24 protein-coding genes are annotated in these 20,726 nt (G+C 73.1%); 8 read left to right on the top strand and 16 right to left on the bottom strand.

Going from position 1 to position 20,726, the window contains the following annotated elements; genetic code table 11:
- Positions 1-37 precede the first annotated feature (37 nt).
- A complete protein-coding gene (locus ACWD11_RS16485; RefSeq protein WP_389417157.1) occupies positions 38-1,024 on the bottom strand; it encodes an NAD-dependent epimerase/dehydratase family protein in 987 nt (328 codons plus the stop codon).
- Positions 1,025-1,348: 324 nt separating this feature from the next.
- On the opposite strand from ACWD11_RS16485, the gene ACWD11_RS16480 reads away from it, so the two are divergent.
- On the top strand, positions 1,349-1,912 hold the full coding sequence (locus ACWD11_RS16480; protein ID WP_389417156.1) for a hemerythrin domain-containing protein: 564 nt from the start codon (positions 1,349-1,351) through the stop codon (positions 1,910-1,912).
- 368 nt (positions 1,913-2,280) lie between these two features.
- Positions 2,281-3,546 (top strand): MFS transporter, encoded by a 1,266-nt coding sequence (locus ACWD11_RS16475; RefSeq protein WP_451283632.1) that lies wholly within the window; start codon positions 2,281-2,283, stop codon positions 3,544-3,546.
- 446 nt (positions 3,547-3,992) lie between these two features.
- Here the strand turns inward: ACWD11_RS16475 and ACWD11_RS16470 are convergent, their stop codons facing one another.
- The 4 genes from ACWD11_RS16470 to ACWD11_RS16455 all read right to left on the bottom strand — a co-directional run bounded on the left by ACWD11_RS16470 (position 3,993) and on the right by ACWD11_RS16455 (position 7,082).
- On the bottom strand, positions 3,993-4,775 hold the full coding sequence (locus ACWD11_RS16470) for a metallophosphoesterase family protein (RefSeq protein WP_451283630.1): 783 nt from the start codon (positions 4,773-4,775) through the stop codon (positions 3,993-3,995).
- Entirely contained in the window at positions 4,772-5,059 is a 288-nt protein-coding gene (locus ACWD11_RS16465; RefSeq protein ID WP_389417154.1) for a BON domain-containing protein, read from the bottom strand. Before ACWD11_RS16465 ends, ACWD11_RS16470 begins: the two co-directional genes overlap by 4 nt.
- Positions 5,056-5,781, bottom strand: coding sequence for a hypothetical protein (locus tag ACWD11_RS16460; protein ID WP_451283628.1), 726 nt, complete (start codon positions 5,779-5,781; stop codon positions 5,056-5,058). The genes ACWD11_RS16465 and ACWD11_RS16460 overlap by 4 nt, the downstream gene beginning before the upstream one ends.
- A gap of 662 nt (positions 5,782-6,443) precedes the next feature.
- Positions 6,444-7,082 (bottom strand): DUF6629 family protein, encoded by a 639-nt coding sequence (locus tag ACWD11_RS16455; RefSeq protein ID WP_451283626.1) that lies wholly within the window; start codon positions 7,080-7,082, stop codon positions 6,444-6,446.
- A 123-nt stretch (positions 7,083-7,205) separates the two neighbouring features.
- On the opposite strand from ACWD11_RS16455, the gene ACWD11_RS16450 reads away from it, so the two are divergent.
- A complete protein-coding gene (locus ACWD11_RS16450; RefSeq protein WP_389417151.1) occupies positions 7,206-7,955 on the top strand; it encodes a TetR family transcriptional regulator in 750 nt (249 codons plus the stop codon).
- Between the two features lie 137 nt (positions 7,956-8,092).
- Positions 8,093-8,512, top strand: coding sequence for a Zn-ribbon domain-containing OB-fold protein (locus ACWD11_RS16445; protein WP_389417150.1), 420 nt, complete (start codon positions 8,093-8,095; stop codon positions 8,510-8,512).
- Between the two features lie 23 nt (positions 8,513-8,535).
- Here ACWD11_RS16445 and ACWD11_RS16440 read toward each other — a convergent pair whose 3' ends face one another.
- Positions 8,536-8,922, bottom strand: coding sequence for a PPOX class F420-dependent oxidoreductase (locus ACWD11_RS16440; RefSeq protein ID WP_451283624.1), 387 nt, complete (start codon positions 8,920-8,922; stop codon positions 8,536-8,538).
- 139 nt (positions 8,923-9,061) lie between these two features.
- Between ACWD11_RS16440 and ACWD11_RS16435 the strand changes: the two genes are divergently transcribed.
- Entirely contained in the window at positions 9,062-10,438 is a 1,377-nt protein-coding gene (locus ACWD11_RS16435) for a S1 family peptidase (RefSeq protein WP_451283622.1), read from the top strand.
- Positions 10,439-10,555: 117 nt separating this feature from the next.
- Here ACWD11_RS16435 and ACWD11_RS16430 read toward each other — a convergent pair whose 3' ends face one another.
- From ACWD11_RS16430 to ACWD11_RS16420, 3 genes are all read right to left on the bottom strand, one after another.
- Positions 10,556-10,711 carry a hypothetical protein gene (locus ACWD11_RS16430; RefSeq protein WP_250071768.1) on the bottom strand — a complete coding sequence of 52 codons (156 nt, stop codon included), beginning with the start codon at positions 10,709-10,711 and terminating at the stop codon, positions 10,556-10,558.
- 139 nt (positions 10,712-10,850) lie between these two features.
- Positions 10,851-11,546, bottom strand: coding sequence for a L,D-transpeptidase (locus tag ACWD11_RS16425; RefSeq protein WP_451283621.1), 696 nt, complete (start codon positions 11,544-11,546; stop codon positions 10,851-10,853).
- Between the two features lie 142 nt (positions 11,547-11,688).
- Entirely contained in the window at positions 11,689-12,486 is a 798-nt protein-coding gene (locus tag ACWD11_RS16420) for an SDR family NAD(P)-dependent oxidoreductase (protein WP_389417146.1), read from the bottom strand.
- A gap of 49 nt (positions 12,487-12,535) precedes the next feature.
- On the opposite strand from ACWD11_RS16420, the gene ACWD11_RS16415 reads away from it, so the two are divergent.
- On the top strand, positions 12,536-13,084 hold the full coding sequence (locus ACWD11_RS16415; protein WP_451283617.1) for a hypothetical protein: 549 nt from the start codon (positions 12,536-12,538) through the stop codon (positions 13,082-13,084).
- On the opposite strand, the gene ACWD11_RS16410 is transcribed toward ACWD11_RS16415, so the two are convergent.
- The 6 genes from ACWD11_RS16410 to ACWD11_RS16385 all read right to left on the bottom strand — a co-directional run bounded on the left by ACWD11_RS16410 (position 13,075) and on the right by ACWD11_RS16385 (position 18,120).
- A complete protein-coding gene (locus tag ACWD11_RS16410; protein ID WP_451283615.1) occupies positions 13,075-13,989 on the bottom strand; it encodes an SDR family oxidoreductase in 915 nt (304 codons plus the stop codon). The two genes, ACWD11_RS16415 and ACWD11_RS16410, sit on opposite strands and share 10 nt — an antisense overlap.
- A 91-nt stretch (positions 13,990-14,080) precedes the next feature.
- Complete coding sequence (locus tag ACWD11_RS16405; RefSeq protein ID WP_451283613.1) at positions 14,081-14,710, bottom strand: MBL fold metallo-hydrolase; 630 nt, start codon at positions 14,708-14,710, stop codon at positions 14,081-14,083.
- On the bottom strand, positions 14,710-15,795 hold the full coding sequence (locus tag ACWD11_RS16400) for an S-(hydroxymethyl)mycothiol dehydrogenase (protein WP_451283612.1): 1,086 nt from the start codon (positions 15,793-15,795) through the stop codon (positions 14,710-14,712). The genes ACWD11_RS16405 and ACWD11_RS16400 overlap by 1 nt, the downstream gene beginning before the upstream one ends.
- Before the next feature lie 89 nt (positions 15,796-15,884).
- Entirely contained in the window at positions 15,885-16,721 is an 837-nt protein-coding gene (locus tag ACWD11_RS16395; RefSeq protein WP_451283610.1) for an SDR family oxidoreductase, read from the bottom strand.
- A 120-nt stretch (positions 16,722-16,841) separates the two neighbouring features.
- Positions 16,842-17,756, bottom strand: coding sequence for a DNA-3-methyladenine glycosylase family protein (locus tag ACWD11_RS16390; protein ID WP_451283608.1), 915 nt, complete (start codon positions 17,754-17,756; stop codon positions 16,842-16,844).
- 73 nt (positions 17,757-17,829) lie between these two features.
- Complete coding sequence (locus ACWD11_RS16385) at positions 17,830-18,120, bottom strand: hypothetical protein (RefSeq protein ID WP_451283606.1); 291 nt, start codon at positions 18,118-18,120, stop codon at positions 17,830-17,832.
- Between the two features lie 168 nt (positions 18,121-18,288).
- Between ACWD11_RS16385 and ACWD11_RS16380 the strand changes: the two genes are divergently transcribed.
- Positions 18,289-18,654, top strand: coding sequence for a nuclear transport factor 2 family protein (locus ACWD11_RS16380; RefSeq protein WP_389417138.1), 366 nt, complete (start codon positions 18,289-18,291; stop codon positions 18,652-18,654).
- A gap of 77 nt (positions 18,655-18,731) precedes the next feature.
- Positions 18,732-19,937 (top strand): glycosyltransferase, encoded by a 1,206-nt coding sequence (locus ACWD11_RS16375; RefSeq protein WP_451283934.1) that lies wholly within the window; start codon positions 18,732-18,734, stop codon positions 19,935-19,937.
- Positions 19,938-20,167: 230 nt separating this feature from the next.
- Here ACWD11_RS16375 and ACWD11_RS16370 read toward each other — a convergent pair whose 3' ends face one another.
- The gene (locus ACWD11_RS16370) at positions 20,168-20,371 is read right to left on the bottom strand and encodes a hypothetical protein (protein WP_451283604.1); all 204 of its coding nucleotides are present in this window, start codon (positions 20,369-20,371) and stop codon (positions 20,168-20,170) included.
- Positions 20,372-20,726: the final 355 nt, after the last annotated feature.

Raw genomic sequence — 20,726 nt, 5'->3', positions numbered from 1 at the left:
TGCCTCCGAGCGGCGTACGGGAGCGGACGGTCCCGCGCTACGGGACCCGGTCGCCGGCCGGCTGCGCCGCGGCGAAGTGGGCGATGGTCTGCTTGATGCCCTCCTCCCACGGCACGCGGGGCGACCAGCCCAGCAGTTCGCGCGCGAGGGTGGTGTCGGGGCGGCGGCGCTGCGGGTCGTCGGTGGGGCGGTCGACGTACACGATCCGGGAGGAGGAGCCGGTCAGCTCGACCACCCGGTCGGCGATCTCGCGGACGGTCACCTCGTCGCTGCCGCCGATGTTGACGGGCCGCACCGAATGGCTCGCCGCGACCAGCAGGATCCCGTCGACGGTGTCGTCGACGTAGCACAGGGACCGTGTCTGCCGGCCGTCACCGGCCACCGTCAGCGGTTCACCGGCCAGGGCCTGGGTGACGAAGGTGGGCACGGCCCGCCCGTCGTGCGCGCGCATCCGGGGCCCGTACGTGTTGAACAGGCGCACGATCCCCGCGTCGGTGCCCTTGGCCCCGGCATGGGCGGTGACCAGCGCCTCGGCGAACCGCTTGGACTCGTCGTACACGCTGCGCGGGCCGACCGGGTTGACGTTGCCCCAGTAGTCCTCGCGCTGCGGATGCGCCAGCGGGTCCCCGTACACCTCGGAGGTGGAGGCGAGCAGGAAGCGGGCGCCGTCCCGCTCCGCCACGGCCAGCATGTTGCGGGTGCCCAGGCTGCCGACGTCGAGGGTCTGCAGGGGCAGCCGGAGGTAGTCGGCCGGGGAGGCGGGGCAGGCGAAGTGCAGGACGAGGTCGTACGGCCCGGACAGCAGCCCGGGGGCGTCGGGGGCGGAGACGTCGCACTCGATGAAGCGGAATCCGCGCCGGTCCGCCAGATGGGCGATGTTCTCGCGCGTCCCGGAGCAGAGGTTGTCGGCGCAGTCGACTTCGACCTCTGAATCCAGCAGGCGTTCACACAGATGGCTGCCGAGGAAACCGGCGCCGCCGGTCACCAGGGCACGCCGCCATGCACACGACGAGATTTCAGTCATGGAGTGTCCTTCGTCCGCACACGACGGCGGGGGGCGGCAGGCCCCGGCACACACCGTCCGGCGCGGCACAGGAGTGATGCGGAAAGCCACCGAAGGCTTCGGAGAGCTGTTCCGAGCTGTTGTCAGGGGTGAAAGAACAGGTCACCGGATGGAGCTGGGCTGTCGGTTTTCCGGCCTTCCGGGAGCAGTTGGTTTCACATGTTGATTCCTACTGTGCGGGGTGAGCCGGGTGAGCGCGAGTCCTGTGTGATCCCTCCGCGGGCGGGCACTCGGAGCTCGCGGCGCGTCCGACCGGGCCGCCGTCTCAGGCAGGAGGTGAAGGACATGGGTCACGGTGGAAACGTGATCGAGGAGCTGATGACCGATCACGGGGAGGTCGAGGAGCTCTTCGGCAAGATCGAGGCGCTGCCCCCGGGGGACAAGAACCGCAAGGTGTACGCGGATCAGGTCACGATGGAGCTGGTGCGGCACTCGGTGGCGGAGGAGGCCTACCTCTACCCCGCCGTGCGGGAACACCTCGTGGGCGGCGACGCACTGGCCGACCAGGAGCTCGAGGACCACGCCAAGGCCGAACAGATCATGAAGGACCTGGAGAGCTGCGACCCGGGCGACCGCGAGTTCGACCGGCTGATCGGCATGCTCATGACCGAGATCCGCGCCCACATCGCGGACGAGGAGGAGAACCTCTTCCCGCAGCTGCGCGCGACGTGCCCCGCCGAGGCCCTGGACGAACTCGGCGACAAGGTCCGCCAGGCGAAGAAGACGGCCCCCACCCGCCCGCACCCCTCCGCTCCGGACAAGCCGCCCGCCAACAAGTTGCTGGCGCCCGGCGTCGGCATGGTCGACCGGCTGCGCGACGCGCTGAGCGGACGCGGCAAGACGGACTGACTCGCGCGCGGCCCCTGTGCCGCCGAACCGCTGAGCGGGCCCGTACGCCTTGGGGGCGACGGGCCCGCTCAGCGTGCTGTGAGCAACCGCACTCGAACCCCGGACAGCGGCCCCCACCTGCGCAGACAGTCCCGGGTGGGCCGGACGGCGGCGCTCGGGCCGGTCGTCTCCGGGACCGCGTCTGTCACGATGGTCCGCGCCGTGACCGATTCGGTGGAACAAACCGCGCAACGCAGCCGGTGACTCCGTTCCCCAGGTCCTCCCCCGACCCCTGGTTCGAGTACCGCACTGTGTCTGCCTCCCCTGCCTTGCCCTCCCTTGCGCCGAAAGCCTCCCGCTCGCCGTGGCGCTCGCTGCGGTACCGCGCCATGCGCTGGTGGTCCGTAGCCAACTTCCTGTCCAACGCCGGCACCTGGATGCAGTTGACGGTGCAGAACCTGCTCGTCCTGCAGATCACCGGCTCCGCCGCGGCCACGGGTCTTTCGATGTCCGTGCAGGCCGCGCCCGCTCTGTTCATGAGCCTGCTGGGCGGCAGGGCCGTGGACCGCTGGCCGCTGAAGCTGACGGCTTCGGTGAGCCAGGCGCTGCTCGGCGCGGTCGCCTTCACCACCGCCGTGCTGGTGGCACTGGACCGGCTCGACCTGACCACGCTGATGGTGCTGGCCGCGGTGACCGGCATGATCGCCACGGTCGACGGACCGGCGTGCGCCCTGCTGGGCAACGACCTCGTGCCGGTGGAGGACGTCCCCTCCGCCATCGGCGTCGGCGCCTTGGTGCACAACGCGGGCCGGCTCGTGGGCACCGCCCTGGCCGGGGTGACGGTCGCCTTCCTCGGCACGGCCGCCGCGTACGCCGCGAACGGTCTGTCGTTCCTCTTCGTGGCCACGGTCATCCCGTTCCTGCGCCCGGCGCCCGGCGCGGTACGCCACGCCGACCGGACCGCGGCCCCCTCCCCCGACATGCGGGGCGGGACGGCCGAAACCGACCTGACCGTGCGCCAGGGCCTGCTCTTCTTCGCCCGCCGGCCCCGCCTGGTCGCGCTCGCCGCCGTCACCGGGCTCAGCTCGGTCTTCGGCCGCAACTACAGCCTGACCCTGGCCGTGCTGGTCACCGGGCCGCTGGCGGGCGGTGCGGGTGCCTTCGGCACGGTCTCCACGGTCCTCGCCGTCGGCGGCATCCTCGGCGCGGTGCTCGGGGCCCGGCTGCGCCGGCCCTCGGTGCGGCTCGTGGGCACCCTGGCCGCCGCGGGCGGTCTGCTCCAGGTGGCGGCGGGCCTGTCCCCGTCCCTGGTGGTGCTGCTGATCCTCGTCCTGCCGATGGCGGTCGTGGAGTCCGTCTCCGACACCGCCGGAACCGCCGTCCTCCAGACCGACCCGCCCGCCCACCTGCGCGGACGCGTGCTCGGCGTCTGGGGCAGCATCGGCACGGTGTGGGGCCTCGGCGGACCGCCCGCCCTGGGGCTGCTCATGGAGCTGGCCGGAGCGCGCGGTGCGCTGGTGGCGGGCGGGCTGATCATCGCGGCCACGATCGGCGCGGGCCTGCTGAGGCGCACCCGCCGACTGCCGCCCCCGACGCTCCTCCCGACGAAGCCGGGCGACCTACGAGCCCAGGAAGCCCTGGGCACGGCCGCCTGAACGCCGGCCCTCCCGACCAGCCAGAGGGGTTGGCGCGCTCAAGAAGCCGTCGGCGCCGCCACCGGGCCCCGGCCTGCCCTGCCTGACGCCCCCCGGCTCACGCCTCGGGGGCTGCCCGCCGCCGAGCCGGGCGGCCTGCGGGCAATCACCACGCACGTCCGGGCCATGCGGGCACCGGCAGGGGCACGCACGACAGCCGGCACCCCCGGCCGAGCCCACGCCACGCCACACCACCTGCATGCTCAAGGGACCCCGGCGCCGCGGCCGGGCCCCGGCCTGCCTTGCATGGCGGCCCCGGCTCACGCGCCACGGGGCCGACCCGGCTGCCCGCCGCCCAGCCGGGCGACCTGCGGGCGATCACCACTCATGACCGGCCCAGGCGAGCACCGGCAGGGGCACGCACGACGGCCGACAACCCGCCCGGCCGAGCCACGCCACCCGCGTGCTCAGGACACCCCCGGCACCGCCGCTCCCACCCGGTTGTCACCCGCGCCGGTGCTCCGCTCGCGCACCGGCAGATGGTACACGTGGAAGGCCCGGCCGATCACCGGCTGGGCCACGTTGCGCACCTTCACCCCGCCGCTGGTCATGCCGTGCTCGGTGCCCAGGTGGGCGTGTCCGTGCACGGCCAGGTCGGCGCCGGCGGTGTCGATCGCCTCGGCCAGCAGGTAGCTGCCGAGGAAGGGGAAGATCTCCGGCGGCTCCCCCGCCAGGGTGTCCGGCACCGGCGAGAAGTGGGTGAGGGCGACCCGTACGTCGCAGTCCCGCTCACCGAGGTCCTCCAGGGACCGGCGCAGGGAGTCGGCGCAGCGGCGCGAGTAGCGGACGAACTCCTTCATGATCGGCTCGCCGAACTCCCCGGCGCAGCGGCCGACGAACCCGCCCCCGAACCCCTTCGTACCGGCCACCCCGATCCGCGTGCCGTTGACGCCCACCACCGTCGACTCGCCCTCCAGGACGTGCGCGCCCGCGTCCCGCAGCACGGCGCTGACCTCGTCGGGGCGGTCGTCGTGGTGGTCGTGGTTGCCCAGCACCGCGACCACCGGCACGCCGAGGTCCTCGATCTCCCCGGCGACCACCCGGGCCTCCGCCACGGTGCCGTGCCGGGTGAGGTCCCCGGCGAGCAGCAGCACGTCGGCGGTCTCGGGCAGCGTCTCGAAGGAGGGCCGCAGAGTGCCGTGGCTCTCGGGGCCCAGATGGATGTCACCGACGGCCGCGACCCGGATCACTGGAGCTCCTCCGCATGGTCGGGCACGGACGCGTCCGCGATCACGAGGTCGGCGTGGACCTGGCAGTCCGGCAGTTCCTCACGGGCCAGCCGGACCACCTCGTCGCGGCAGTCGGCGGAGGGGACCGTACCGGTCAGCAGCACCGCCCCGCCCCGGATCTCGATCCGTACGCCCAGTTCGGCGAGGGGCCCGGCCGCCAGGTGGTCGTTGAGGTGGGCGACCCGGTAGTCCAGCTGGTGCGCTCGGCCGGGGCCGGGAGGGGGCTCGGTGAGGGAGTGGTTCATCGCTCCTCCCTCGGGGGTTCGATGACGTTCAGGCGCTCCAGGAGGAAGAAGAACGCCGCGGGCATGGGATCGTCCCCGCAGTCCCGTCGTACGTCCTCCCAGTGGACCTTCTCACGCAGGGCGCGGGCTACGGCGAGCGCGGACCCGAAGTCGCAGTAGTGCTCGGAGAAGGCCTCCATCAGGCCCCGCATCAGGTCGGTCGGGGCGAGCACCGGCATGTGCACCGAGTCGACGGCGAGTTCTTCGGCCCTGCCGAGCGTCTCCGTCGTGACCGGTCGGTGCGCCAGCTCGAAGATGATGTCGACCTCCTGGCCCAGGCAGGTGGTCTTCATCAGCCAGTCCTCGGGCGGTGTGCGGACGGTCAGACCGGCTTCGGCCAGCGTCCTGGTGACCGCTTCGGTGTCCTCGCGCCGGACGCAGAAGTCGACGTCGTGCCGGAGCCGCGCGCCGGCGCCGTGGGCGTAGGCGGCCACGCTTCCGGCCAGGGCGAACAGGTGGTCGCCGCGTTTGAGCAGCGCCGCGACCTGCTTGGTCGCCTCCAGGATGGCCTGGCTTCTGTCGTGCGCCGGTTGCTGAAGGGCGGAGGCCGGCAGATCATTCACCGGCAGCAGTACGGTCTCCTGCGCGGCCGGTTCGCGCGGCGCGCTCTCCCCGACCGGGCGGAACCCGGGGATCGCCGCCCGCCGGGTGGGCGTCGGGCTTTCACCGTTCTGCTGCGTCATGGTCTCTCCCTCGCGGTACGCCGGTCCCGGGCATCGCCCCCTGTCAGGGCAGGTGCTGCCTGAGATGCGGCCCCGAGTACCCGGCTGCGCCGACCTTCACGCCGGGGGTCCTGTCGCAGCGCACCGGACCGACTCCGGGCGACGGACACCGTGGGACTGGCACCGCACTCCAACCGCCGCGCACTCACCGACTCCGGCGCACTCACCCCGTGGGATCCGCCCCGCACCCCAGGGCCACACACCCACCACCTCCGGCAGCACGCACCCCGGGACTGCCGCCACCGTCCGACGGCCGCGCACCCACCACCTCCGGCAGCACGCACACCGCGGGACCGGCACCGCCCTACGACGGCCGCGCACCCACCGACTCCGCCAGTACTCACCCCTAGGGACCGGCCGCCCCGGCCCGGCCCCACGCACCCAGGGGGCACGCGCCCAGGGACCAGTCGCCGGAATGCGACCCCCTGCGGGCTGCCCCGCCCCGCCACCGCGCCACTCACCGCCACAGGACCAGTTGCAGGCCCCGGCCACCGCACATCCCCAGACCGCCGCGCCCTTCAGGCCGAGAACCCGGCAACCGAGGCCCACCCCCGCGCACCCACCCGCCCCGGAGCACCGGCAGCCGGGACGCGACCCCGCCCAGCAACCCGCTTCAGCACCCCTCACGCCACAGGACCCGCAACCCGGCCCCGGCCCCGGCCCCCGCGCACCCACCCGTACAACACCACCGAGCACACCGCCGCGACGGCGCACCACGTGGAGATGAACTCCGTCCGCCACAGCCCCACGCAGATCAGCGCCCCCACGGTCACCAGGCATCCGAGACGGACCAGCCCTCCGTCGCCGGAGAGGAGGAGCGAGCCGATGGTGGCGAGCAGATAGCCCGCGATCACTCCCTCGGCGTACGGAAGATCCACCGCGTAGCCGAGCGTGTGGCCGCGGATCTCCGCCCTGACCGGGCGCGTGGCCAGGGCGACGGAGAGCGCCGCCGTGGTGGCGATGCCGACGGCCAGCGGCAGGAGCAGCCGCCGCCGGGCCCGGCGGGGCGCGGCGGCGAGGACGCCCGCGGGCACCCACAGCGGTAAGAGGGGAAGGGCGATGACCGCCCAGAGCACGGTGGCCGGGCCCGTACCGCCGTCCCGGGCCCATACCGCCGCCTCGACCATCTGGTGGGCGCCCAGCAGCAACGGCAGCGCCGCCAGCGGCAGGTCCCGGACGCGGCGCGCCCGTGCCACACACGCCACGCCCACGGCGGCGATGCCGACGCCCGCGACGAGGTCGGCCTGCGCACTCCAGCACATCGCTCCACCCGGGGTCGGACGGCAGGGGCTTCATCTTCGCCTGTCCAGACCCATTGCACTCGGTTCCACCCCGGGCAGCACTCAGTGCCATGCGCGCCGTGCTCAGGTGCTACGTTCCGGGCCATGAGCTCCAGCAGTGCGGCGCCCGGCCGCGAGGGAAAGGACCAGGCGGCCGCGAAGCCGCCGATGCGGGAGGCGCTGGTCACGGCGGCCTTCCGGCTGTTCCTGGAGCGGGGGTACGAGCAGACCACGGTGGACGACATCGTGGCGCTGGCCGGGGTCGGGCGGCGGTCGTTCTTCCGGTACTTCCCGTCCAAGGAGGACGTGGTCTTCCCGGACCACGAGCGGTGCCTCGCCGACATGACGGCCTTCCTGGCCGCCAGTGAGCCGGACGCCGAGCCGGTGGGCCGGGTGTGCGACGCGGCCCGGCTGGTGCTGCGCATGTACGCGGAGAACCCGACCTTCTCCGTGCAGCGCTACCGCCTCACCAAGCAGGTGCCGGGCCTGCGCGCCTACGAGCTGTCGGTGGTGTGGCGCTACGAGCGGGCGCTCGCCGAGTATCTGCGGGCCCGCTTCGCCGCCCGGCGCGAAGGCACGCTCCAGGCCGATGTGATCGCGGCCGCCGTGGTGGCGGCGCACAACAACGCGCTGCGCTCCTGGCTGCGCTCGGACGGCCGCGGCGACGCGAGCGCCACCGTCGACCACGCCCTCGGCTATGTGCAGTCCGCCTTCGGCGCCACGGCCCCGCCCCCGTCGCCGCCCCGCGCCGACGAGCAGCCCGAGGACGTGGTGGTCGTGGTCTCGCGCCGCGGCGCGCCCCTGTGGCGGATCGTCCAGCAGATCGAGACCACTCTCGCCGCCGCCGCAGATTGAGGGTACGCAGTGCCTTTACGCGTGGCACTGAGTGCCATACGCTGACCGCGTGCACGGTGGCACAGCGACCGGGCACGTGCGTGCGCGGCCGTCCCGCGTGCGTGGGATTTCCGGCCGAGCGCAGGGAGTTGACCAGCGTGTACCACCACTCAGGAAGCGTTGCTCGTCCGACAGTCGGCTCCGCGGTCGGCGTGCTGGAGGCAACCGGCGCGGCCCAGGACTCGGACGCCATGATGTTCCAGCGCTGCACCTGGTGCGGCACCGCGATGTACCACCGGCTGCTGTGCCCGGTCTGCCAGGGCAGCGATCTGCGCACGGAGCGCAGCCAGGGCACCGGCACGGTGCGGCACTCCACGGTGGTGCACCGCAACAGCCCGGCCGCGCGCAATGTGTCGCTGATCGAGATGGCCGAGGGGTTCGTGGTGCGGGGCCGGGTGATGGGCCCTCCGATCGGCATCCACAGCGGGGACCGGGTCCGGCTCTCGCAGGCGAAGGACCCGGTCCGGGGCGAGCCCGTCTTCCAGCTGGTCGACGAGCCCTACCGCGCCTGGACCTGAGAGCCGGTCGGGCCCCCGGGGGTCTACGGTGCGAGCGTGACGCGGATGCCGACCGTGCCGTCCGCTCCCCTGCGGATCCGGCTGCCGAGCAGGGTGAGGCGGCCGACGATCCCGTACTTGCGGGCGATCAGCTTGCGGTAACGGGCGACGGTGTCCCGGTCGGTGATCTCCGCGATGGCCGGGATCTGCTCGCCGGTGGGCTTGCCGCGCAGGTCGCAGGGGCCCACCAGGACGTCGGCGCGGGCCCGGATGCGCTTGACCTTCCAGGAGTCGGCGACGGTCCACGCCCCGAGGGCGTCGCCGTCGCGCACCACCCACACCGGGGTGGGCACCGGGGTGCCGTTTTTGCGGTAGGTGGTGATCAGCAGGTACTGACCCTTGCCGAGCCGCTCCAGCGGCGTGTCGTCCATGGGCGGCAGTCTAGGCAGCAACGTCTCGGACCTCGCGCGGTGAACGCGGCCGCTCCCGGCCACGTATGGAGTGCGGGCGCTCAACTCCAGGAGTGCCTCGCGGTGTTGCCACCGCGCTGCTCGGGTTCGGGAGCCAGGCATGAGGCACGCACGACGACGGATCGTCCGGCGAGTGACGCGGCTGGCGGCCGTCGGCGGACTGCTGCTCGGCTCGGCGATGGTGACACGCGCCGTCGCGAGCGAGCCTCCCGGCCCCTCCGCCGCCCAGGGCGCGACCGTGCGGTCAGCGGGCGACACGGCCGCCGCGCTCGTCGAACGGCTGGGCGGCTCCCGTACGGCGGGCAGCTGGCTCGGCGCCGACGGGCGGCCGGTCGTCGCGGTGACCGACGAGGAGGCCGCCGCCGAGGTACGCCGCGCGGGCGGCCGGCCGAAGACGGTGTCGCACAGCATGAACGAGCTCAAGTCGGCGACGCGGACACTGGGTTCCGCGCCCCGGGTGCCCGGGACGGCCTGGGCGCTGGACTACCGGTCCAACCAGGTGGTGGTACGGGGTGACAGCACCGTCTCCGCGGGCGACTGGTCGAAGTTGACTCACGTGGCGGGCGGTATCGGCACCTTCGTCCGCATGGAGCGCACCGAGGGCACCTTCACCACCCGCCTGAACGGCGCCCTGCCCATCCTGTCGACCGCCGGGCGCTGCTCGGCGGGCTTCAACGTCACCGATGGGCAGCGGGACTTCATCCTCACCGCCGGGCACTGCGGCCCGAACGGCTCGGTCTGGTTCGCCGACAACCGCGGCCGGGACCAGGTCGGCAGCACGGTCCGGCAGAACTTCCCCGGCGCGGACTTCTCGCTGGTGCGATACGAGGGCGGGGACGCCGGGGCGGGCGCCGCCGTGGTCGCCATCGGGGACGGGCAGGGGGTGCGGATCACCGGAGCGGGTGACCCGTCGGTCGGGCAGCGGGTCTTCCGCAGCGGCAGCACCAGCGGGCTGCGCGGCGGCACGGTGACCGCGCTGAACGCGACGGTGAACTACCCCGAGGGCACGGTGACCGGGCTGATCGAGACGAACGTGTGCGCGGAACCCGGGGACAGCGGCGGGCCGATGTTCTCGGAGGGCATCGCGCTGGGTCTTACCTCGGGCGGCAGCGGGGACTGCGCCTCGGGCGGCACGACCTTCTTCCAGCCGGTGACAAAGGCCATGGCCGAGGTCGGCGTCCAGCTGATCACGGCTGCCTCCCAGGGCGCGGGGCAGCAGAGCACGGCACCCGCGCCCGAGCCGTCGGACCCGCAGGGCGCGGCGGCACCCGGCGCGGCCACGCCGGGTTCCTCGGCGCCGGTCGGCGGCGGGGGCGAGGGGGCGCAGCTGCTGGCACGGCTGGCCGATCCGCGCAATGTGGGCCCAGGGCTGCTGATCGTCGCGGGGTCGCTGGTCGCTCTGGTCGCGACGCGGTTCATCCGGGCGGAGCAGGACCGCAAGGCGTATCAGCGGTACTACTCGGCGACTTGGGGATGAGGCCGTCCGGAGAAGGCCGTAGGGAAAAGTGAAGGGGGCACCCCGTGATCTCTCAGGGTGCCCAGGGGGTCTTCGAGGCTTAGCGGTCCTCGGGGAGCGCCCGGCCGTGTGTACCGGCTACGGGGCCACTGCGGCCCACTCCAGGACGAGTCGCTGGTACTCCTCGCGCTCCTCGACGCTCAGTGTCCCGCCCGCCCGGCGCCACAGGGCCCGGATCTCCTCGTTGACCTCGTCAGCCGATCGATCGGAAACGGGTTCAACACTGGTGGACATGCTGTGAAGCATACGGCCACGGAGGTGAAGGCCATGTGAGTAAGCACGCCCAATATGGACATAACGGACCGTGTTGCTGATCACGTCCGATCACGGCCATACGTCAAGCCCCGCCCCCCCGCTTGTGCCCAGGACCGGCTCAGGTGCCCGGCTTGCGGCCGTACACGAAGACGTCGTCGCCCTTCTTCAGCAGGGACCAGTACTTCTGGGCCGTGGTCTTGGTCATGTTGACGCAGCCGCGGGAGCCGGGCGGGTTCCACATGCTGACACTGGCCGAGTGGAAGGCCTGGCCGCCGTCGAAGAACTGGGCGTAGGGCATCGGCACGTTGTAGAGGGACGAGACGTGGTCGATGTTGCGCCAGTAGATCTTCGTCAGGCCGGTGCGGGTCTCGTCGCCGTTACGGCCGGTACGCACCGGCACGGGGCCGTAGACGAGCTTGTCGCCGTCCTGGATCCAGCTGAGCTGGAGGGTGAGGTTGACGCAGGCGATCCGGCCCTTGTTGACCGGGCACTTGCCGTCCTTGTTGGGCGTGCTCCCGACCGCCTTCTGCTTGTTCATGAGGTCCATCACACCCCAGGTCACGGGGCCCGCGTAGCCGACGTTCGGCGTGATGCCGTGCTTGGTCTGGAAGGCCTGGATGACCTTGCAGTCGGAGCTGGACTGCTTGCCGTCGACGGGCAGCCCGAGGAACTTCTCCACCTGCTTCTGGTACGGCCCGGTCTGCGAGGTGCAGCTCGCGGCCTGCGCCGGCGCGGCCCCGAGCGCGAACGTGAGCGGTGCCGTCAGCGCGGTGATACCGAGGATGACGGCTCCTCGTCTGCGTATGTCCCCCATGGTCGACCCTTCCCTTTCGCCGCTGCGTCGCGCTCTCCCGCGATCTCTGCCAGCTAGACAGGCGCGCGGGGGCGGAGGTTGTAGGGCGACCCCGGCTGTGACGAAACGGTGAACTTCGGGACGCGCTTGCGGGAGGCGGAACTCACTCCCCGTCGTCCGCCGTGACGGCCGACCGGAAGCCCGTGTTGATCGACGTGAGGCCGCCGTCGACGACCAGGGTCGTGCCCGTGATCCAGGAGGCGTCGCGGGAGGCGAGGAAGGTCACCGCGGACGCGATGTCCTCCGGTTCGCCCACCCGGCCCAGGGGATACACCTGGCGGAACGCCTCGAGCTGGTCCTCGCGGCCCGCCCACGCCGTGGTGCGTACCGTGCCGGGGGCCACCAGGTTGACGCGGACTCCGCGGGGCGCCGCGTGCCCGGCGAGGGTGCGGGTGAGGGAGCCGAGGCCCGCCTTGGCGGCGCTGTAGGCGTGGTTGCCGAAGCTCTGGATGCCGTTGACGGACCCGATGGTGACGATCGCGCCGCGGCCGGAGGCCACCAGGTGGGGCAGGGCGGCCCGGCAGCAGCGGTAGGCGCCGGTCAGGGTGAGGTCGAGGTCGCGGGCCCACACCTCGTCCGGTTCGTCCTCGAAGAGGGGCGCGTCGGGGGTGCACCCGTAGGCGTTGTTCACCAGCACGTCCAGGGCGCCGAAGGCCGTCACCGCGTGGGCCACGGCCGACTCGACGGAGGCCCGGTCCCCCACGTCGCAGACGTACGCCTCCGCCGTGAGGCCCTGCTCCCGCAGCGCGGCCGCCGTGCGCTGCGCCTCCTCCTCGTCCACGTCCGTCACCAGCACCCGCGCGCCCTCCGCGGCGAACCGGCGGGCGGTGGCCGCGCCGATGCCGCGGGCGGCGCCGGTGACGAGAACTGCGTACCCCTGGAAGCGTGTTGTGTCGGTCATGGCAGCACCGTAATGCCGTCGAGATCAACTCGGCAGATACCGTGCACCCATGTCTGACTTCCTCCAGCAACTGCCCGCCCTGATAGGTGTGGTGATCGGGGCCCTCGGCTCGTATCTGGCCCTCGTCCGCAGCGACCAGGCCCGGTTCCGGCGGGAGGAGGCGGCACGGTGGGAGGAGCGGCGGCTCGCGGTGTACTCCGACTACGCCCGGTCGGTGAAGAAGACCGTCACGGTGACGTACCGGGTCGCCGCCGTGCTGGGCTGCGGCACGCACCCCGACCCCCTCCCCCTGGATGAGGCCAAGCCCCTGCTGGCCGAGGCGAACAACGGACGGGATCCGTCGGGCGAGGCACTGCTCATGCTGGGCAGTGTCGAGGTGGTGGACAAGGCACGCGCCTGGGTCGTGACGGTGATGGAGATGGAACGGTTCGTGCGCGACGGCCGGCGGGATCCGGACGCGTGGCAGGCGCTGCTGGTACGGCAGCGCGCCGGCCGTGAGGGCTACTACACGGCGGTGCGGCAGGACCTGGGCCTGCCGCCGGGCCACTCGGCGCGCTGGCGGCTGCCGGTGACGGAGCCGGTGCCGCCTCAGCGGTAGCCGGTCGTGTCGGCCGGCTTGCCCGGGTCCTGGACCTCGACCAGGTAGCGCCAGGCGTCGGGGCGGCTGCCGTCCAGGTCCGTGAAGCCGTACTCCTGGGCCAGGCCGCCGCTGGAGAGGGACGCGCCGTTGAAGCGGGCCACGCCGGGGTCGGCGGCGAGGGCGGCGACGGCGCGGCCGACGTAGCGCGGGGTCTCCGAGATGGCGAAGTGCGGGACGCGGTCGAGGGCGTCGCGCCAGTTGTCCTCGCGCACCCCGTAGGTGTCGAGCATCATCTCCGAGCGCAGCCAGCCCGGGGTGAGCGCGAGGGCCGTGGCGCCGCGCGGGCCGAGTTCATGGCCGAGGGAGAAGGCCATGCGCAGGACGGAGGACTTGGCGAGGTCGTAGAAGAAGGAGGCGCGGTAGTGGTCGCGGTTGTAGTCGGCCGTGCCGTCGGTCATCTCGACGACCAGGCCGCCGGGATGGCGCAGCAGCAGGGGCAGGGCGTGGTGGCTGGTGATGGCGTGGGTCTCGACCGCGAGCCGCAGCAGGCGCAGGCCCTTGTCGAGGTCGTGCTTCCACACCGGGGTGTCCCAGCCGAAGAGGTGCTCCCCGCCCCAGACGTCGTTGACGAGCACGTCCAGCCGGCCCTGCTCGTCGGCGATGCGGTCGACGAGCGCGCGGACCTGGTCGGGTTCGAGATGGTCGGTGGGTACGGCGACCCCGTGGCCGCCCGCCTCGGTGACCAGGTCGGCGGTGTCCTCGATGGTCTCCGGGCGGTCGTACTCCGAGCGCCGCTCGCGGGTGGTGCGCCCGGTGACGTAGACGGTCGCCCCGGCGGCGCCGAGCTCGACGGCGATCCCCCGCCCGGCCCCGCGGGTCGCTCCGGCGACGAGGGCGACCTTGCCCTTGAGTGACTGTGACATGTCCGGCCTTCCGTGTGACGGCTTTGCCTCCACCCTCCCCGGCAAGCCGGACATCTCCTGTCACCTTTTACGGCGGGTCACGCCGGTGCCGTCAGTGGCCCCGGGCGATCCACTCCTCCAGGTGCGGGGCCTCGGCGCCGATCGTCGTGGGGTCGCCGTGGCCGGTGAGGACCTTCGTCTCGGGTGGGAGCGTCAGGAGGCGGTCGCGGATCGAGTCGATGATCGTCGGGAAGTGGGAGAAGGAGCGGCCGGTGGCGCCGGGGCCGCCCTTGAAGAGGGTGTCGCCGGTGAAGACGGCGCCGAGTCCGGGGTCGTACAGGCAGACCGCGCCGGGCGCGTGCCCGGGGGTGTGCAAGACGCGCAGATCGGCGCCGGCCGCCTCGATGACCTGTCCGTCCAGGAGGTGGGCGTCGGGGTCGCGGTCGGGGTGGGTCTGCTTCCACAGCGGCAGGTCGTCGGGGTGCAGCCAGATCATGGCGCCGGTGCGCTCGGCGAGCGCGGGCGCGGCGTCGATGTGGTCGTTGTGGGCGTGCGTGCACACGATGGCGGTCAGCCGGCGGTCGCCGACGGCCTCGGCGATGGCGTCGGCGTCATGGGCGGCGTCGATGACGACGACCTCGTGGTCGTCGCCGACGAGCCAGACGTTGTTGTCGACGTCCCAGGTGCCGCCGTCGAGGCTGAACTGCCCGGAGGTGACGAGGCGTTCGATGCGGGCGGCCATCACAGCACCACCACCGAGCGCAGGACGTCGCCTTCGTGCATCCGCTCGAACGCCTTCTCCACATCGGTGAGTTCGATGGTCTCCGTCACGAACGCCTCCAGGTCGAGGCGGCCCTGGAGATGCAGGTCGATCAGCATCGGGAAGTCCCGGGAGGGCAGACAGTCGCCGTACCAGGAGGACTTCAGGGCGCCGCCGCGGCCGAAGACGTCGAGGAGCGGGAGTTCGAGCTTCATCTCGGAGGTGGGGACGCCCACCAGGACGACCGTGCCGGCCAGGTCCCGGGCGTAGAAGGCCTGCCGGTAGGTCTCGGGGCGGCCCACGGCCTCGATGACGACGTCGGCGCCGAAGCCGCCGGTGAGTTCGCGGATCGCCTCGACCGGGTCGGTGGTACGGGAGTTGACGGTGTGGGTGGCACCCATGGCGCGGGCCTTGTCGAGTTTGCGGTCGTCGATGTCCACGGCGATGATCTTCGCGGCGCCGGCCAGGTTGGCCCCGGCGACGGCCGCGTCCCCGACGCCCCCGCAGCCGATGACCGCGACCGTGTCGCCCCGGCTCACGTTCCCGGTGTTGATCGCGGCCCCGATGCCGGCCATCACTCCGCACCCCAGCAACCCCGCGACCTGCGGGGAAACCGCCGGGTCGACCTTGGTGCACTGTCCCGCGGCGACCAGCGTCTTCTCCGCGAAGGCGCCGATGCCCAGGGCCGGGGAGAGTTCGGTGCCGTCGGTCAGCGTCATCCGCTGCCCGGCGTTGTGGGTGTCGAAGCAGTACCAGGGCCGCCCCCGCCGACAGGCCCGGCAACGCCCGCACACCGCACGCCAGTTGAGGACGACGAAGTCGCCGGGTGCGACCTCGGTGACGCCGTCGCCGACCGACTCGACCACGCCCGCGGCCTCATGACCGAGCAGGAAGGGGAACTCGTCGGAGATTCCGCCCTGTTTGTAGTGCAGATCGGTGTGGCAGACACCGCAGGCCTGGATCCGTACGACGGCCTCGCCGGGACCGGGGTCGGGGACGACGATCGTCTCCACCCGTACCGGTTCGTCCTTGCCCGGTGCGATCACGCCGCGTACCTGCTGAGCCATGGTGGCGACCCCTCTTCCGTCAAGCGGTGTCCGTCTTTCCGACCCTACGCGTGACTGATCGGAAACGGCACGCGACTCCGGGATACGGCTCAGCCCCGCAGTACCTGTTCCAGCGACATGGCGGGATGGCCGGTCAGGTCCTCGATCGCGGTGGTCACCCCGGCCAGGGAGCCGTCGGCGATGGCCGTGTAGGTGGAGACCCAGGCGTCGAGCTGCCAGTCCGGTGCGCCGTGGCCCGCGCGGGAGGCGTAGGCCTCCTCGACCGTCTCCGGCATGTAGGAGACGGGGCGGCCGGTGACGGCGGCGATCGTGGCCGCGATGTCGCGGAGCCCGAGCGCCTCGGGCCCGGTCAGTTCCCAGGTACGGCCCACGTGCCCGGCCGGGTCGCGCAGGACCGCGACGGCGGCGTCGGCGATGTCGTCCTGGGCGACCACGGCGGCGTGTCCGTCGCCGGCCGGACCGCGGATGACGCCGTCCTCACCGACCAGGGCGGGCATGAAGTCGGCGTACAGGTTGTCCCGCAGGAAGGTGAACGGCACCCCGCTGGCGCGCAGGTGCTGCTCGGTGTGCCAGTGGTCGCGGGCCAGGGTGAAGGTGGCGTCGGGGGCGGCGCCGTAGAAGGAGACGTACACGAGGTGGGTGACCCCGGCGGCCGCGGCGGCGTCGATGAAGGTGCGGTGCTGCCGGACGCGGTCGGGGGTCTCCGAGGCGGAGACCATCAGGACGCGGTCGGTGGGGCGCAGGGCGCGTGCGACGGCGTCGTGGTCGTCGTAGGCGCCGGGTACCGCGGTGGCGCGGGGCAGTTCGGGGGCGCGGGCGGGGGTGCGGACGAGGAGGGTCTGGGGGATTCCGGCGGCGGCCAGGCGGCGGGCGATCCGTCCGCCCAGGCGGCCGGAGGCGCCGGTGACGGCGTAGGTGGGGGCCATGGTGACTCTCCTTGCGGGGGCGAGAGGGCCATCGATCCGTATCAGAGCGTTCGATCCGTATCAGACAGGTGTGCGGTCGGCCGGAGGCGACACGCTGCGGCCCGCTCGCCGGAGGGCCGGCTAGGCGAACGGCCCGGCACGGGGTGCGCGCGGGCCCCTGCGCGGGGCCGTGCCGGGGCTGAGTTCGAGCAGGCGGACGACACGGTAGCGGTGCGGGCGGAAGGGGGCGTAGAACGTCTCGACCTCCTCGTCCGCCAGGGGTCGGCCGAGGAGGGCCAGGCCCGTCATGGTGGCGAGGTGGTAGTCGCCCAGCGGCAGCGCGTCCGCGTCGCCCAGGGCCCGGTGGCCGACCTGCGCGGCGGTCCAGACGCCGACGCCGGGCAGCTTCGCCATCAGGTCGTAGGCGCGTGCCGGGTCACCGGCCGCCCGCTCCAGCCGCGCCGCGTGACGGGCGGCCTCGACGAGGGTGATGGACCGGTGCAGGTCCACGCCCGCCCGGCGCCACTCCCAGCTGGGCACGGTCCGCCAGGTCTCGGGGGGCGGGGGCAGGCGCATGCCGTCGGGAGCGGGGCCGGGCGGCGGATCGCCGTACCGCCGGACCAGGCGGGCGAAGGACGCGAAGGCGTCCAGGCCGACGACGCGTTGCTCCAGCACGGCAGGTACCAGGGCCTCGAAGAGGCGTCCGGTGCACGGGACCCGCAGACCGGGCAGCCGGCGCATGGCGCCGCGCAGCACCGGGTGGCCGGTCCGGAACAGCTCGGGCCGGTCGTCGGCGCCCAGTTCGCGGCGCACGGAGTCGGCGAGTTCGGCCGCTCCGGGCCCCCAGGCGTCGATGCGGAGGTCGTCCAGGCGCTGCTGGCGGACGCGGTAGGTGACCGGTCCGGAGGCGGTCAGCGCGGTGCGCCACAGCGAGCCGTCGGGCTCCAGCCGGTGCGTGGGGTCGCGCGGGCCCCGGCGCAGGCTGCTCAGGGTCAGGCGGGCGTCGACGGGGAAGCCGGGCTGCCAGTGCACCGACCGGTCCGGTGGCTGCGGCATCGCTCACGCTCTCCGGGGGACATGCCGAGGGCCGCCCGGCGGTCCGGGCGGCCCTCGGGGGTACGACGGGTCATTACCGGATACCGGGGAGCAGTCCCGTGACCGGGGAGACCATGCCGGTGACCTGCTGCAACTGGTTCAGATCCCGGACCCGGTTGAGCTGGTTCAGCTGCACGGAGGGCCGCGGGATCGCCGTCTTGTGCTCCTTGGGGATGTCGCTCACGGCGAGTGAGTCGAGCATCCTCGTCGGGCTGAGCCCGGCACCCGGGGCCTTCGCCTCGGCCGCGCTCGCCAGCGGAGCGGCGAGGCCGGTGGCAGCGGCGGCCAGACCGACGGCGGCGACGATACGTCGTGTTGAGATCATGTCGGGAGCAACGCCGCGGGGGCCCCGCCGGACACGGCCGCGGGATGCGGCTCACCCGTCAGGCGGACCGCCGCGGCTGGGCTTGCCGCGGCAGCCGGGGCGGAGGAGCCTCGAAGGAGAGGCTCTCGCGGCACGCTCCCGAGGCCGCGGGCCTTCGAGGAGGTCACCATGGGCAGCGCGGCAGGCCCCGGCTTCGACACCGAAGCCCTGCGCCGGGGTATCGAGGGACACACGGCGACCACGCTCATGTCGCTGTACGCGGACGACGCCGAACTGCGCGTCGTGGACCGCAACACCCAGCCCAGCAGTCCCCGGGTGCTGCACGGCCGGGACGAGATCGGCGAGTTGCTGGAGGACGTCTACAGCCGCGACATGTCCCACAAGCTGGAGCGGTGCGTCGTCGAGGGCGACACCGTCGCCTTCACCGAGTCGTGCCAGTACACGGACGGGGTGCGCGTGCTCGCCGAGTCGATGGCGTCCGTGCGGGACGGCAAGATCGTCGAGCAGACCATGATCCAGGCCTGGGACGAGTAACGGGTCCGGGGCCCCCGCGAGTTGAGCGCGCGGCGACGATGCGCCGGGCCATACTGGCGGTCGTGCGCGTAGCGATCATGACGGCGGGGTCCCGGGGCGATGTGGCGCCCTACACCGGTCTGGGGCATGCGTTGGCCCGGGCGGGACATGAGGTCACTCTGGTCACCCACGGCTGTTTCGAGCGGCTGGTAGCGGGGTCGGGGCTCGGTTTCCATCCGCTGCCCGTCGATCCGCGGGCGGAGTTGGAGTCCGCCCGCGGACGGGGGCTGCACAGCAGTACGACCGGTGTGGGGAAGCTGATGCGGGTGTCCGCACTGGCGCGGGCGCTGGTGGGGAGGATGACGGACGACCTGGTGGCGGCGGCGCGCCGCAGTGACGTCCTGCTGCTCTCCAGCTCGCTCGCGCCGCTCGGGCGCACGATCGCCGAAGGGCTTCGGCTGCCCGGCATCGGCGTCTACCTCCAACCGCTCGCTCCCACCGGGGAGTTCGCGCCCCCGGTGCTCGGAGGCGGTTCCTGGGGCGCCGTGGGCAACCGGGTCGCCGGACACGGGGTGAACTGGATGATGGACCGGATCTTCGCGTCCACGCTGCCCTCGGTGCGGACCCGGCTGGGGCTGCCGCGTACGGGCGGCGCCGGTGTCCTGCCGGTCCTCCACGGCTTCAGCCCGCTCGTGGTGCCCCGCCCCCGCGACTGGCGGCCGGAACTGGACGTGACCGGCTACTGGTGGCCGTACGACGTCGACACCCGGCTCCCCGCCGAGGTCGAGGACTTCCTCGGCGCCGGGGAGCCGCCGGTCTTCGTGGGACTGGGCAGCGCCACCGTGCCCGACCCTCGCGGGCTCAGCGCCCGGATCGTGCGGGCGCTGCGGCGGGCCGGGCTGCGCGGGGTGATCCAGCGCGGCTGGGGCGGGCTGGCGGCGGACGGCGAGGACATGCTGACCGTCGGCGAGCTGCCGCACTCCGTGCTGTTTCCCCGGATGGCCGCCGTGGTGCATCACGCGGGTGCCGGGACGGCGGCGGCGGGGCTGCGCGCCGGGGTGCCTGCCGTGCCGGTGCCGGTCCAGTTCGACGAGGGCTTCTGGGCGGAGCGGCTGGTCGCCCTGGGCGTGGCGCCCCGCCCGGTGCCGCTGCGCGGTCTGACGGTGGACGCCCTGGTCCCGGCCCTCGCCCGGGCCGTACGCGATCCCGGCCACCGGGAGCGGGCGCGGGCGCTGGGCGTACGGATCCGCGAGGAGGACGGCACGGCACCGGTGCTGGCGGCGGTCGAACGGCTGGCGGAGTAGGACGCGGGGGCCTCAGCCCGCAGAGCGACGCTGAGCGGGGCCTGGGGCTTCTCAAGCAGGCGGCGAGTTGAAGCGGCAGCGGATCGTGCCGAGTGCCGGCGGGCGTACGAGCTGAACAACGCGGTGTTCGGCGCCCTGGCCAGGGAGTTGCCGCTGTCGGCGTGAACGGACCGGGGCCCCTCGTGCACGGCGAGGGGCCCCGGTCCGTCGGAGCGTCGGGCCTGTCCGGCTCAGATGTCGAACGGGCCGTTGTGGCAGACCGCGCCGCCCCACTCGATCTCGGCGGTCTCGGCCTCGAGCGTACCGAAGTACGGGCTGCACGCGACGTGGTCGCGGTCCTTGGAGCCGTCGTCGTCGGCCGCGGCGGTCGCCGCACCCGTGGCGGTCACGGCGGCGGTAAGGGCGATGACGGCCAAAGCGGAACGAATGCGCATGGGATTCCTCTCGCGGTGGTGCTTGGTCAAGCCCAGTGGTCCCCGTTCACCGCCGCCCACACACGCTGTTCCACCCGTCCGGGTGCGCTCCGCCCGGGTCAGCGCTCGAGATGCACCCGGCTGCCGACCTCGGTTCACCCACCCGGCTCAGGGGGCGGTGAGGATGTCGAGAAACGCCTGCTCACGTCGTCGTGGGCACCGGCAGGACCTGTGCGGGCCGGGGCGTCTCACCCGTATCGCCCGGTCCTGTCGCCGCCGGGCGAGGGGCTGCCTACCTTGTGAGGAGACCACCCCCGGCAGATCCGGCAGCCTTCCTGGAATCGGCTGCGGGCCGGTCAGCACACGGAACGGAGTG

The organism is Streptomyces sp. NPDC002776, from assembly GCF_053592195.1.
Note: the sequence above shows the minus strand (reverse complement) of the source record. Positions and strands in the feature narration are given on the sequence as shown.